Source organism: Bartonella sp. MM73XJBT (assembly GCF_028618465.1).
Classification (GTDB): domain Bacteria; phylum Pseudomonadota; class Alphaproteobacteria; order Rhizobiales; family Rhizobiaceae; genus Bartonella.
This window is the reverse complement of sequence record NZ_JAQISY010000004.1, coordinates 85,299-99,090: the sequence shown is the minus strand read 5'-3', so window position 1 is coordinate 99,090 and position 13,792 is coordinate 85,299. Positions and strand designations below refer to the sequence as shown.

The window sequence follows — 13,792 nt, the reverse complement described above, 5'->3', positions numbered from 1 at the left end:
GTTTTTACAGAGAGTTTTGTGATTGCTCTATAAGGTGTGTCACTATTATCTTGAGGAAATAGCGCTGGGAGGAACTGTTCATTTTTCATATTATTATAACAACAATCCACACAGTCTTATGCAACCTTATGCCTTCTGCTTGATTTTCTATTCGTTAGAATAAATGTTTATCTGAGTTAAGGAATATTGATGAACAAGACAGTAAGTTTAGATGCAATGATTGAGTTGCTGAAAACGATGGCAGAAGTAAGTCGTTTGCGTATTTTAGCGCTGTTGTGTCAAGAAGATTTAACAATTTCTGATCTTACTTTTATCTTGGCACAGCCGCAATCGCATGTCTTACGGCATCTCCATTTATTACGTAAGGCGTGGTTGGTGACATGCTATCAGAAGGGGGGAGAGAATTATTTTAAGTTTTGTTATAATTGTTTAAGCAAAGACATTGTGATGGCTGTTATTTCAGCATTGCCAAAGCATGACGTAATGTTAGTGCGTGATTTAGAACGTTTAGTGGAGGTAAGAAAACAGCGCCAAAGAGTGGGGAAAGAACATTTTTTACGAAAAAAAGCAGAGTGGAAGGCTTTACGGTTATCCTATATTGCCGATCAGGTTGTGGAAAGTGCTTTACTTGAAATTATTGGCGATGAACTGTTTGAGACTATGCTCACTCTTGGTATGGAGACAGATGCTGTCTCAAAATTATTTTCAGATCTTTATAGGCATAGTGTTGAAGTGGAGCTTGAAAGCAATGTTTTGCATCTTTCTGTTGGGGAGAAAACTTTTGATGTGGTTTTTCTTCATTGGGTTCTTCATTTTCTTGACAACCCTGAGATGGCTCTTCATGAGGTGGCGCGTGTTTTGCGCCCTCATGGGCGTTTGTTGATTGTAGATTTTGTTGGGCAAAAAGTTGCTTCTTCACATGTTTGCCACGCCCATATGTACCGTGGATTTTCAGATGCACAAATAGAACAATGGCTTGAAAATGCTGGACTTATTCTAGAACAAACGCTTTGTCTTGCTCCTATGCAAAATGAAAATAATAAGGGGTTTATGCCTACAGTTTGGCTTGCCCGTGATCCACGTTTACTCATAGATGATATCAAAGATAAAAAAGTAGATTTTGCATAAATCATCTTTGTTTAACGTGCTTTGTTCTCTGTTTTTTAATTAAAAGCAGGAAAGGTGAGGCTTTGGTGAGTTTTTAAAGGGGTATTGTTTTTGCACGCGATTTACTGGTGTTTTAAGAGGTAGTATGGGGGATAACTCAAGATATTCTTACAGAGATGTTTTTTTCTGGAAGCATTTAATGTGTGTTGATACAGTACGTGATTGATAATATATTGAATTTATGAGTGATCATTCATTGTTTTATAACTTCAAGGAAAATTGTGAATATAGGGATGTTTTCTCGTTTCAAGCCTTTTGATATACAGGTCACAGAAAGCTTATTGAGTTCCCATAAGGGGGCAATGTATGAGTGCAACTGTTAAAGAAAGAGGTAAGATATGCTTTTTGAAGCGTTATTTTAATGCAAGAGCAAATTCAATGTTGAGGGATGGTAAGTGTAATAATGTTTCTGCTTTGTCGCTTCACTCACTGGACAGATGCAGGTTTTAATGGTTTTGTCTTGTATCTTTCACAAATAGGGCTAGAAAATGGACTTAAAAGCAAAGTGAAATCTCTCTCTTTAAGCAAGTAGATGAGTGAGCAGTATCATCAGGTAAGGTTTTGTGAGAGGTATGATTTTATACAAAACGTGAACAGCAAAAAATTATTGGCTCATCCTCTTTATAAAGAACAGAATACAGCAATTTTCAACTATAGAGTGACTATTGCATCATGTTGCAAGAGAGTAACTACAAAGTAGTATGTGGAGAAAAAATATCTCTATGAATCATAGTCTTTTATGATAATGCGTTGGATTTTTTTGGTTGTAAAATAACTTTTAATCACTCTAGGTAGCAATAGTGAGTGATTCGGTGTAAATGATGTTGGGGGGCATTTTTTTTTGTACCATCTTTAAAGGGCTAAAAGGCTTGTGTTTTGATTGTTTTGGTAAAGACTGTTCAGCGAGTATTTGCTGTTTTTATAGGTTTTATCTGTACCATAGGTAAAATGCAGAAAAATCTGCTTACACTTTAAAGTTTTTTATAATCACAGAAATTTCTAAAAAAATATTGAAAATTATAATGACTGTAGATTCTTATTTCATTCTTCTTGAAATAAAATTGCTTCAAATTGGATCATTTTAAATATTTTTTGCCTAAATTTTTCCATTTTTAAACGATTTATAATTTTTTTATGTTTTTTTGCATAGAAGGTGATAAGAATTTCTTGTTGTTTAAAACATTTTATTCCATAGCAAGAATATTGCATTGATCACTTAGTGGTTGATGTGAGAAGACGATCGGGGAACCTCCTCCCCCCCCCCCCCGCGTGGATCCCCTAGATTGTCTTGCCTGGCTGAGGAAATCCTCAGCCAGGCTTTAAGGGAGTGGTATTGATTTTTGGGGGATGCAATAGCAGTATGTAGCGTTTGAGAGGGTGAGGTTCAATTTGTTTGGCTGAGGTACTATTCTTTTTATCGATGATAAGGCGATTTTTTTCTTTAAAGTGCAATGGATATGAGGTTGAGGGGTGCTTTGTCTGTTGTGATCTTTAGGTTAAGAGATAATGAGATTTTGCGAAAGTCGTATCGTTTTTATTTTTTTTGTGTTTTCCGTTTTTATCGCTAGCCTTTTCGTTTCTCGGAATGTTGCAGTTTATAAATTTTTGTTCGGTCGTTCTTTTTCTTCTTCCCAAGTTAATATCACAGAGGAAGTGCTTCTAGAAAAATTTGCAGTATCTTTTCCCAATGTTATTATGCAACTCTCTAAGCTGAAGCCGGAGCAACAAAAGAAATTAATTGAGAAAGTGCGCCATGACATGATTGCTCTTGCTTCTGCAAGTGGTCAAAACAGTGAGCAGGCTCAGAAATTAGGTAGGATTGTTGCTGTTATTCTATCAAAAGCGATTTCTCATTCTTCCATTGTGGATGCTTATTTTTAGCTATGTCTTTCACGAGTTGTATATTTGCAATTGATTTTATAAAGTTTTCTCACATTTTTTGCGTTTTTTGAAAAGCATGAGAAGGATTGCACTATTTGGTATGTTTCCTAAAGAGAGGGATAAGTATTTAGAGATAAACCGATTATAATATATGCGTGAAATATTGAGAGAGGGATAGGCGTTATAAATTTTTATTTAGAGGGTATTCGGATTCCTGTTTCTTTATAGAATAAAAAACAGAGAAAATGATTACGAAGCTTTATTATAGGCTCAAAAGTGTTTTTTAGTGTGTATTTAGGTGAATTCCATTGGAATGACCGATTTTGCTCCCTGGCTTTTCTAGCAGAAGTTTTCTGCTGTGGGTGTTTAGCTGTGTATGGAGCAAGTGGGTAACGGTTTCTCTTTCTCATTAAATATTCTGAAATATCAAAAGTGTTCGGTGAAAGACTTTTGTTCTGTGTCGCTTTTTGTAATGAGCGATTGATTTTAATGAAAGCTTTTAGAAATTCTGTATAAGAATGAACAGCGGTATTTTAAATGCTGTTTTTTTACTACAAGTAAGCCGTATGATAGATGTATGAAAAATGGGTAATCTCTATCGTATTTTTATTAGGTTTAAATCTCTTATAGAGTTTCTTTTTGTTTTTATATTTTATGAAATAAAGAAGTATATATTATTTTTTAAGAGATTTTCTTTTGTTATAAAAAATATCTTGAAATTGTCTTAATATTTTCATTTTCAAGCCGCTCTTTAGCTTTTTTTTTCTGTAAAGTACATCGGTAAAGTCATTACGGCTAGGATTTAAGAATGTCTTAATAAAGAGAGAGAAAATGCAATTTTTGAAAGTCTTTTTAAATGCAGCATTTGCTGTATTTTTTGTATTCGATATCAGTTTTGCTCATACTGTCTTCAATGTTGCAGGATCAAGTGAAAACTCAGTGAATAGTGCTCCTAAGATTTCTGTGCGTCCTTATGAGTCCCTTATTCAGAAATTTGCAAATAAGCATAATGTTCCTGTTAATTTGGCTCATGCTGTTGTAAGAGTTGAAAGTAATTATAAGGCACGTACAAAGGGGGCCGCTGGTGAAATAGGCTTAATGCAAATTAAACCTTCTACGGCGCGAGGGTTGGGTTTTAATGGTTCCGTACAAGATCTTTACGATCCTGCGACTAATCTTGAATATGGGATGCGTTATTTGGCACGGGCATATAAACTCAGTGGTGGAAATACCTGTGGTACGATTCTTAAATATAATGCAGGTCATGGTGCAAAGAAAATGAATGCTATTTCAGCAAAATATTGCTCAAAAGTAAAAACTTATTTGGCTTCATTGAAATAAAAATGATCTTGAAAGTGATGCATTTGCTCTAAAAATTCTTGGAGATACTATTTTCACGTCATGAAAAATGTTTTATAAGTGCCATGTCAGTCGGCTGGGCAGCCGCGCTTGTCCAATACTTAAAGGGGACAGGTGAGGAAAGTCCGGGCTCCACGGAAAAACGGTGCCGGGTAACACCCGGCGGGGGCGACCCTAGGGAAAGTGCCACAGAAAGTAAACCGCCTATTTTTATAGGTAAGGGTGAAAGGGTGGGGTAAGAGCCCACCGCGCATTCAGTAATGAATGTGGCAAGGTAAACCCCACCGGGAGCAAGACCAAATAGAAATGACGCGCAAGACTTAACTTGCAGCTGGTTTCCAAGCGAGTCATTCGGGTAGGTTGCACGAGGCGGATGGTAACATCCGTCCCAGATGAATGGTTGCCATATAGAGTGTAAGCTTTATGATACAGAACCCGGCTTATAGGCCGACTGATCTTTTTTGACTGAATGTGTTTTATCTCATTGATTATTGTAAAAAATGGGCGTTGTACGCAGACTTATTCTATGCAATCAATGGGTGCTTTTAGAGTGTATACTTTAAAAAAGCCTTTTAAAAAATCATAACATTTCTTTAAGTATAATGCGTTAGGATATGTGCTGGACTAACTTTGGCTTTATGTTCTTTCATTGTGAAAGGTGAAGTTTTGGTTATTCTAATATCAGTTTCCATGTGAGAGCTGTTTATTGTAAATAAGCATAAATCAAGACGGATTATTTTGACAAAACAAGGTCACAGAGCTGAACGCCATATTCCAGTGTTGTTACAGCCAGTTTTAGCTGGGCTTGCGCCATTGGTTGGGGCAAGAGTGATTGATGGCACCTTTGGTGCTGGTGGTTATACGCGTGCTTTGTTAAATGCAGGCGCACAGGTTATTGCTCTTGATCGTGATCCTTATGCTATTGTTGCGGGACAATCACTTGTTGATGAATTTTTTCCACGACTTCATTTAGTGCAGATGGAGTTTTCAAAGTTGGAGAGCGTCGTTGAAGAGAAGGTGGATGCTGTTATTTTGGATATTGGTGTTTCTTCAATGCAGCTTGATGAGGCTGAGAGAGGTTTTTCTTTTCAAAAAGATGGTCCATTAGATATGCGAATGACTCAGACGGGTTTTACTGCTCGTGATGTTGTCAATCGTTTGAAAAGTAATGAATTAGCGCGTATTTTTAAAATATTAGGAGAAGAACGTTATGCGGGGCGAATTGCACGAATGATTGAAAAACGTCGCTCTATCCAGCCTTTTTTGCGTACTGGTGACCTTGCCCATGCCATTGAAGCGTTGGTGGGGTACAAAAGTGGAGAGCGCATTCATCCTGCAACACGTGTATTTCAGGCTCTTCGCATTTATGTGAACGATGAAATTGGTGAACTCGCGCGTGGTTTATTTGCTGCTGAACGCGTTTTGAAGCCAGGAGGTCGTTTGGGTGTTGTGAGTTTTCATTCTCTTGAAGATCGTATGGTCAAAAGATTTTTTTCTGCTCGTTCAGGAGAGAGGGTGAGATCACGCTATCTTCCTGAAATAGAGACGGTTCCAGCAACATTTTTTCCTTTGTTTAAAGGTGTGATCACTGCAAGTGAAGAAGAGCTTCAAAAAAACCCTCGTTCACGTTCTGCAAAGTTGCGTATTGGTGTACGTACACAGGCGGAGAGTCTTGCAGCAGATATGAAATTATTTGGTTTCGCAGAAATTGCCAGTTTTGAGGGTGGCAAGAAATGACAGTTTTTCGCACATTTGATATGATTTTAGTGATCATTATGATTTGTATGGCAGGTCTTACTTATAAGGTAAAATATGATGTCCAAAGGCGAATGAGCGAAATCCGCCATCTTGAACATGAAATTGCTGCAGCGAAAAATACGGTGAGTTTATTACATGCTGAGTGGGCTGTGATGATAGAGCCTTCACGTCTGCAAAAACTTGCAAAACGTTATCAAAAAGAGCTTGGTTTGGAGATCATACAGCCTCGCCAAATCGTAGAGTTTAAAGATATTCCAGTGCGTGTACATGATCCCATTGAAGAAGTGATTAAACGAAATATTTTGGAGGAAAGGCGAGATATTTTGGCGAATAATCGTACTTCTCAGATGAATAGTGTTGTACAAAAAGGCGTGCGGTGATGAAATTATCCTTTCCATTCTCGCAAAAGAAAAGGCGCTTAAATAATAACCAGTTCAATCTTGATGGTTTTCCTGTTTATCGCTCGTATTCTGGTCGTCCACGCTTGCTTTTTTCTTTGTTCTGCTTTCTGGCTTTGTATAGTATTATAGGAGCTTGTCTTATTTCTTATGGGCTTGAAGGTGGGCAAATTGAAGAAGCAAAAGGGCCAACGGCTGTTCAGCCCACTGCTCGACCTGATATTGTGGATCGTAATAATCGTTTATTGGCAACGGATATTAAGACTTATTCGCTTTTTGCTGAACCGCGACGTATTATTGATGTGGATGAAACCATTGAATTGCTCTCAACAGTTTTGCCCAATCTCAATTGGCAGGAGACTTATAAACGTCTCAAAAAAAAGTCCAGCTTTTCTTGGATTCAGCGTGGATTAACGCCAATGCAAAAGACAAGGATTATGGCTCTTGGTATTCCAGGGATTGGTTTTCGTACGGAAATTCGTCGTTTTTATCCAAGTGGATCTATGGTTTCGCATATTCTCGGCATGGTGAATGTTGATAATCAGGGCATAGCTGGTATGGAAAAATATATTGATGATGCTGGCTTGAGTGCTTTGCGTGCTGCTGGTCTTGCAACAGAAGAATCATTAAACCCAGTTCAGCTTTCAATTGATGTGCGACTTCAGGCTATTGTGCATGATGAACTTGTTAAGGCCATGAAGCGTTATAAAGCGATTGCTGCAGGAGCTGTTATTTTAAATATCCACACAGGAGAAGTTTTGGCTTTGGCATCACTTCCAGATTTTGACCCTGGAAATCCTGCTGATGCTCTGAAAAGTGATCGTTTTAATAGAATGACAGCTGGGACTTTTGAAATGGGATCTATTATTAAAAGTTTTACAACCGCAATGGCACTTGATTCAGGACTTTTTCATTTGAATAGTGTTATTGATGCTTCAAACCCTATTCAGGCAAGTAAAAATTACTTCATTCGTGATTTCCATGGAAAAAATCGTCCCTTAACAGTTTGGGAAGTTTTTATTTATTCTTCCAATATTGGTTCTGCTAAGGAGGCTTTGGCGGTAGGAATTGACGGACATCGTGATTTTTTAAAACGACTTGGTTTACTTGATCGATTGACAATAGAATTGCCTGAGGTCGCCCATCCTGTCGTGCCACATCATTGGAAGGATATCCATTCTATGACGATTTCTTTTGGGCATGGTATGGCAACAACGCCTTTGCAAACAGCTGTAGGTGCTGCTGCTCTTATGAATGATGGTTGGTGGATTGATCCTACTTTTTTAAAACGCACAAAAGAACAAGCTTTGCAACATGCGAAAAAAGTTTTACAGGCCAAAACTAGTCAAAATATGCGTTATCTTTATAAATTAAATAGCAATATAGGTTCTGGACGTAATGCAAAAGTAGAAGGTTATCGTGTTGGTGGTAAAACAGGAACAGCTGAAAAAGTTGAAAATGGAAAATATTCTAAAACAAAAAATTTTAATAGTTTCCTTTCTGCCTTTCCTATAGAAAATCCTTCTTATGTTGTTTTAACTATTATCGATGAGCCTCAACCTGAAGAGGGGCAGCGTTCAGCAACAGCAGCAATGAATGCAGGGCCAATGCTTGCTAATATCATCCGCCGTTCAGCGAGTTTTTTGGGAATAAAACCAGATTTCGAAAAAGAATACGAGCCTCTTTTGAGCACAAAGAACAATTCGAAATTTGTTAAGCAACGACAGAATTAAGATAAAGGTACGTTATCATGTTGTTTGGAACAGTTTTTGCAGAATGTTTTGAAGATGAAAAGCTTTCTTCAATGGAAATAACAGGAATAACTGCAGATTCTCGGCAAGTTTTGCCAGGTTATGTTTTTGTAGCTATTCAAGGAAATCAAGCTGATGGCAAACACTATATTAATGATGCACTAAAACGTGGTGCACGAGCAATTGTGACAGATTCTCATGTTGTCTTTAAGGATTTATCTGTTCCCCTTTTACGTGTTGGTAATGTTCGTCATAGTTTAGCAATAGCAGCGGCACGTTTTTATGGTTCTCAACCTGAAACGGTCGTTGCTGTGACAGGGACAAGTGGTAAAACATCTGTTGTCTCTTTCATTCGGCAGATTTGGACTCACGTTGGATTATGTGCGGCAAGTATAGGAACGGTAGGTGTCATTTCTCCTCATCGGAATGATTACGGTTCTCTTACAACACCTGATCCAGTTATTTTACAACGTCTTCTTTCTGAAATTGCTCATGAGGGTGTTACTCATGCTGCCCTTGAAGCATCTTCGCATGGAATTGATCAAAATCGACTTGATGGGGTCCATTTAACTGCTGGCGCCTTTACCAATTTAGGGCGTGATCATATGGATTATCACGCATGTGTAGAGGATTACTTATGTGCTAAAATGAGGCTGTTTGATACGCTTTTGCCTGAAGATGCTCCTGCTCTGATTTTTGCCGATGATATTTATTCGCAAAAGGTTATTGATACCGTCAAGAAAGCACGCCGTCGTGTTTTAACAGTTGGGCGTAAAGGGCAATTTATCACTATTAATCGTGTTGAGCATCAACGTTCAAAACAGTGTGTTGAGTGTCGTGTGGAAAACGATATCTATACATTTGATTTGCCTTTAGCGGGAGATTTTCAGGTGACCAATGCGCTTATGGCGGTGGGACTCGCAATTGCAACAGGTGTTTCTCCAGATAAGGTGTTTCGTTCTTTGGAAAGTTTGCAGGGAGCACCTGGGCGGTTAGAGTTGGTTGGAAAGACAGAGAATAATGCTCCTGTTTATATCGATTATGCGCATAAACCAGAAGCTTTAGAACAGGTATTGCTTTCTGTTCGTCCCTTTACGCAAGGACGTTTGATCCTTGTTTTTGGTTGCGGTGGTGATCGTGATCAAGGAAAAAGACCCTTGATGGGAAAAATCGCAGAAAATAAAGCTGATATTGTCATTGTAACGGATGATAATCCTCGCACGGAAATACCAAAAAAAATTCGTCAAGATATTTTACAAGCAGCGCCCAAAGCCATCGAAATAGCAGATCGTGGTGAGGCTATTGCTTATGCAATTGGGCTATTAAAAGCAGGGGATACATTAATCATTGCTGGAAAAGGTCATGAGAATGGTCAAATTATAGGGCAAAAAACATATCCTTTTTCAGATCGCTTGAAAGTGATTGAGGCTTTACAGGAACGGATTAAATGACAGCTTTATGGAATAAACAAGCACTTGTTTCTGCAATCGGTGGTTTTGTTGTGGGGCGTTTGCCAGAAACTTTTTCTGGAGTTTCTATCGATACTCGTACTTTAGAAGAAGGCGAGATTTTTTTCTGTATTAAGGGGCATCATCTTGATGGCCATGATTTTGCCCTGCAAGCTTATGAGCAAGGTGCTGGTGTTCTTATTGTTGCGGAAAATCGTTTGGCGGATATGGAAAAAATATCTGCTCCACTCATTGTTGTTCCTGATGTTTTACAAGCCTTAGAAAAGCTTGGAAAAGCTGCGCGTAAGCGTTCAAAGGCTAAAATTATTGCGGTAACAGGATCTGTGGGGAAAACAACAACAAAAGAAGCTCTCAAACAAGTGTTGACAGCTGTTGGGAGGGTTCACGCTAATTCTGCTTCTTTGAATAATCACTGGGGCGTGCCGCTTACCTTGGCACGAATGCCTGAGGAGAGTGATTATGGTATCTTTGAAATTGGTATGAATCATAAGGGTGAAATTCGCCCTTTGGTTAAGTTGGTTCATCCACATATTGTTCTCATTACACATATTTCTGCGGCGCATATGGGTTTCTTTAAAAACCTTGAGGAAATTGCTGATGCAAAAGCTGAAATTTTTGAAGGACTGGATAAGGAGGGGATTGCTGTTTTAAATACAGATAGTGATTTTTTTTCTTATTTAGTCCAAAAAGCAAAGCAATGTGGTGTGAAAAAAATCTTAAGCTTTGGTGAGACTCAAAACGCTGATTATCAGGCTCGAGATATACGTCTTCTCACAGAGAATTCCTTTGTGACTGTCCGTATTTTGGGGCAAGAGAGAGAAATTCAAATTGGAGCTCCTGGACGGCATATTGTACAAAATAGTTTAGCGGTTATTGCTGTTTGTGATGCTCTTGGTGTTGATTTGGAATCCATTTTACTTTCTTTAAGTGGTTTTGCTCTTCAGAAGGGGCGTGGTATTCGTTATAGATTGGCTTTACCAAATGGGGGCGAATTTTCTTTAATTGATGAAAGCTATAATGCAAATCCTGCATCTATGTGTGCGGCTCTTGATTTGCTTGCTATAGGGCCGGTAGGGAGCTGTGGTCGGCGAATTGCTATTTTGGGTGATATGCTGGAGTTGGGTGCTTATAGTGAAAAACTCCATCGTGATTTAGTAAAGCCAGTCTCTCTTTCTGGTGCTAATCCCGTTTTTTTATTTGGTGAGGCAATGAAGTTTTTGTCCTCTGATCTGTCTGCCTCTGTGAAGGTTCACTATGCTGAAAATGCTGAAGAAATTTTACCGCTTATTTTTGCAGAAGTTTCCCATGGAGATCTGCTTATGATCAAGTCATCCAATAGTCTTTATTCATCAGATATTGTGAGGGCATTGCTTGATCGCTATAAGGTTGTTTCTTTCTCGTTGAAATAGGTTTTTTTATATCATGATGCTGTTTTTATCTTTGCTTAGTGATTGGCTTCCAGGAGTCAATGTTTTTCGTTATATTACTTTTCGCACTATAGCAGCTATGCTTACATCTGGGCTTATTGTGTTTTTGTTTGGTCCTAGCATTATTGCCTCTCTTAAATTGCGGCAGGGAAAAGGGCAACCTATTCGCGCTGATGGACCTCAAACGCATTTTAAAAAGGCGGGAACACCTACTATGGGTGGGCTGATGATTTTAACGGGCATTGTGGTATCTGCGCTTTTGTGGTGTAATTTATCAAATATTTATTTTTGGGTATCGCTGTTTGTTATGCTTTGTTTTGGAGTAATCGGCTTTTATGATGATTATCTTAAGGTTACAAAACAAACACATAAAGGTTTTTCTGGTAAAGCACGGTTAAGTTTGGAGTTTCTTGTTGCGGCAATGGCTGCTTTTATATTCTTACAAGTTGGCACGCCGGGATTAGCTTTGCCCTTTTTGAAAGAATATTTCATCAATTTGGGTTGGTTTTTTATTCCTTTTTCTGCTGTTGTTGTTGTTGCAACGGGTAATGCGGTTAACTTGACGGATGGTCTTGATGGACTTGCTATTGTTCCTGTCATGGTTACTGCTTTGTCTTTTGCTCTGATTGCTTACCTTTCTGGTAATATTAATTTTGCTGATTATTTACAAATTCATTATGTCTCAGGAACAGGTGAATTAGCTGTTTTATTGGGCGCTGTTGTTGGTGCAGGTCTTGGCTTTTTATGGTTTAATGCACCACCTGCGGCTATTTTTATGGGGGATACTGGCTCGTTGGCTCTTGGTGGACTATTGGGTAGTGTTGCTGTCGCCACCAAGCATGAAATTGTTTTAGCGCTTATTGGAGGACTTTTTGTTCTAGAAGGTTTTTCAGTTGTTATTCAGGTTGGTTATTTTAAATTAACCAAAAAGCGTGTGTTTCTCATGGCTCCGATACACCATCATTTTGAGAAAAAAGGATGGACGGAAAGCCAAGTAGTGATACGTTTTTGGATTATTTCGATCGTGCTTGCATTGATTGGTCTTTCAACACTTAAATTGCGGTAAAGCTTTGATTTCTGTTACATGTTATAAGGGAAAAAAAGTTGTCCTGTTTGGATTAGGGCAATCAGGATTAGCAGCTGCACAAGCGTTGATGCGTGGTGGTGCGCAAGTGGTTGCTTGGGATGATAATCTTTCCAGCATACAAGAGGCTTTTCAGAAAGATATTCCAACGAGAGATCTTCGTCATGAAGATTGGTCAGAGTTTGTTGCATTGATTTTGGCTCCCGGTGTTCCTTTAACTTATCCGAAACCTCATTGGGTTGTTGAAAAAGCGCGTCAAGCAAATATAGAAATTATTGGCGATATTGAATTATTTGTGCGTGCACGTTATCGTTTTTTACAGCATTATGGTTTTTGTGATAGGGATGTTCCGTTTATTGCTATTACCGGCACAAATGGGAAGTCGACAACGACAGCTTTACTTACGCATTTATTAGAACAAATGGGTTATGATGTGCAGATGGGCGGAAATATTGGAACAGCAATATTGATGCTTAAGCCATTTGTAAAAAAACGTATTTATGTGATTGAATGTTCATCGTTTCAAATTGATCTTACTCCTTCTCTTCGACCAACTATTGGGATTTTATTGAATTTAACACCTGATCATATCGATCGCCATGGTAGTTTTGCGCATTATGTGGAAGCCAAAAGACATCTCGTTGCTAGAGCATCTCGTGCTTTTATTTCAGTAGATGATGCATCTTGTCAGGCTTTGTATAAACAATTGCTTGATGAAGGTCATCACGTTGAAGCAGTTTCCAAGGAACATTTGCTAGAAAATGGTTTTTATGCGGATGGAACTAAGCTCTTTTCTGTTTGTCAAGGACAGCCTCAGATGTTGGCAGATCTCGCATCTATGACGGCATTGCGCGGTCGTCATAATGCGCAAAATGCTCTTATGGCATTAGCGACATTACAGGCTTTAAAAATAACTGATCCACATATAAATCAGTATTTAGCAAGTTATCAAGGGTTGCCTCATCGTATGCAGCAGGTGCGTCAAATGGGATCAGTTCTCTTTATCAATGATAGCAAGGCAACTAATGCCGATGCAGCTTCTCCCGCACTTTCTGCTTTTCATGATATTTTTTGGATTGTTGGGGGGCTGCCAAAAGAAGGTGGAATTGATTCTCTTAGAGGATTTTTTCATAAAATTCACAAAGCTTATTTAATTGGGAGTGCAGCAGAAGAATTTGCCGGTGTTATTGGATGTTCTTTTCCTGTTTCAATGAGCTTAACTTTGGAACATGCGGTGCGTGAAGCTGCTGCTGATGCAAGGCTCTGTAAGGCGAAAGAGGTTGTGGTCCTCTTTTCACCGGCTTGTGCAAGTTATGATCAATTTAAAAATTATGAAGAGCGTGGGGAAGAATTTGTTTCTTTTGTTATGCAGTTAAAAGAAACATGAATTTTAAAAAAGCCTTTTCACGTTAATACTCCGGAATCTTTTTTTGTGTAATTTAGTTTTTGAAGTGTATGTTACAGGGAGTGGGAACCATATCGCTTTGAAGAGAATTAT

General features: G+C 38.5%; 10 protein-coding genes and 1 other RNA gene. All 11 read left to right on the top strand.

The window, feature by feature from the left end:
• Positions 1-189 precede the first annotated feature (189 nt).
• The 11 genes from PVV69_RS02515 to murD all read left to right on the top strand — a co-directional run bounded on the left by PVV69_RS02515 (position 190) and on the right by murD (position 13,681).
• The gene (locus PVV69_RS02515) at positions 190-1,128 is read left to right on the top strand and encodes a methyltransferase domain-containing protein (protein WP_273756329.1); all 939 of its coding nucleotides are present in this window, start codon (positions 190-192) and stop codon (positions 1,126-1,128) included.
• A gap of 1,545 nt (positions 1,129-2,673) precedes the next feature.
• Positions 2,674-3,048, top strand: coding sequence for a hypothetical protein (locus PVV69_RS02510; RefSeq protein WP_273756328.1), 375 nt, complete (start codon positions 2,674-2,676; stop codon positions 3,046-3,048).
• Positions 3,049-3,879: 831 nt separating this feature from the next.
• Positions 3,880-4,389, top strand: coding sequence for a lytic transglycosylase domain-containing protein (locus tag PVV69_RS02505; RefSeq protein ID WP_273719857.1), 510 nt, complete (start codon positions 3,880-3,882; stop codon positions 4,387-4,389).
• Between the two features lie 86 nt (positions 4,390-4,475).
• An RNA gene (gene rnpB, locus PVV69_RS02500) (RNase P RNA component class A) lies at positions 4,476-4,866 on the top strand.
• A 279-nt stretch (positions 4,867-5,145) separates the two neighbouring features.
• A complete protein-coding gene (gene rsmH / locus PVV69_RS02495) occupies positions 5,146-6,144 on the top strand; it encodes a 16S rRNA (cytosine(1402)-N(4))-methyltransferase RsmH (protein WP_273756327.1) in 999 nt (332 codons plus the stop codon).
• A complete protein-coding gene (locus PVV69_RS02490) occupies positions 6,141-6,545 on the top strand; it encodes a hypothetical protein (RefSeq protein WP_273719861.1) in 405 nt (134 codons plus the stop codon). The genes rsmH and PVV69_RS02490 overlap by 4 nt, the downstream gene beginning before the upstream one ends.
• Positions 6,545-8,296: a penicillin-binding protein 2 gene (locus PVV69_RS02485; RefSeq protein WP_273719862.1), complete on the top strand. Its 1,752-nt coding sequence runs from the start codon at positions 6,545-6,547 to the stop codon at positions 8,294-8,296. Before PVV69_RS02490 ends, PVV69_RS02485 begins: the two co-directional genes overlap by 1 nt.
• Positions 8,297-8,313: 17 nt before the next feature.
• A complete protein-coding gene (locus PVV69_RS02480; protein ID WP_273756326.1) occupies positions 8,314-9,765 on the top strand; it encodes a UDP-N-acetylmuramoyl-L-alanyl-D-glutamate--2,6-diaminopimelate ligase in 1,452 nt (483 codons plus the stop codon).
• On the top strand, positions 9,762-11,192 hold the full coding sequence (locus tag PVV69_RS02475; RefSeq protein ID WP_273756325.1) for a UDP-N-acetylmuramoylalanyl-D-glutamyl-2,6-diaminopimelate--D-alanyl-D-alanine ligase: 1,431 nt from the start codon (positions 9,762-9,764) through the stop codon (positions 11,190-11,192). Before PVV69_RS02480 ends, PVV69_RS02475 begins: the two co-directional genes overlap by 4 nt.
• A gap of 13 nt (positions 11,193-11,205) precedes the next feature.
• Positions 11,206-12,276 (top strand): phospho-N-acetylmuramoyl-pentapeptide-transferase, encoded by a 1,071-nt coding sequence (mraY, locus tag PVV69_RS02470; protein WP_273756324.1) that lies wholly within the window; start codon positions 11,206-11,208, stop codon positions 12,274-12,276.
• A 4-nt stretch (positions 12,277-12,280) separates the two neighbouring features.
• Positions 12,281-13,681 (top strand): UDP-N-acetylmuramoyl-L-alanine--D-glutamate ligase, encoded by a 1,401-nt coding sequence (gene murD / locus PVV69_RS02465; protein WP_273756323.1) that lies wholly within the window; start codon positions 12,281-12,283, stop codon positions 13,679-13,681.
• The last annotated feature ends 111 nt before the right edge of the window (positions 13,682-13,792 follow it).

Excerpts from the sequence above, each read along its gene's own strand:
- PVV69_RS02515 (WP_273756329.1), top strand. The coding sequence starts at position 190 with ATGAACAAGACAGTAAGTTTAGATGCAATGATTGAGTTGCTGAAAACG.
- PVV69_RS02510 (WP_273756328.1), top strand. The coding sequence starts at position 2,674 with ATGAGATTTTGCGAAAGTCGTATCGTTTTTATTTTTTTTGTGTTTTCC.
- PVV69_RS02505 (WP_273719857.1), top strand. The coding sequence starts at position 3,880 with ATGCAATTTTTGAAAGTCTTTTTAAATGCAGCATTTGCTGTATTTTTT.
- PVV69_RS02490 (WP_273719861.1), top strand. The coding sequence starts at position 6,141 with ATGACAGTTTTTCGCACATTTGATATGATTTTAGTGATCATTATGATT.
- PVV69_RS02485 (WP_273719862.1), top strand. The coding sequence starts at position 6,545 with ATGAAATTATCCTTTCCATTCTCGCAAAAGAAAAGGCGCTTAAATAAT.
- PVV69_RS02480 (WP_273756326.1), top strand. The coding sequence starts at position 8,314 with ATGTTGTTTGGAACAGTTTTTGCAGAATGTTTTGAAGATGAAAAGCTT.
- PVV69_RS02475 (WP_273756325.1), top strand. The coding sequence starts at position 9,762 with ATGACAGCTTTATGGAATAAACAAGCACTTGTTTCTGCAATCGGTGGT.
- mraY (WP_273756324.1), top strand. The coding sequence starts at position 11,206 with ATGATGCTGTTTTTATCTTTGCTTAGTGATTGGCTTCCAGGAGTCAAT.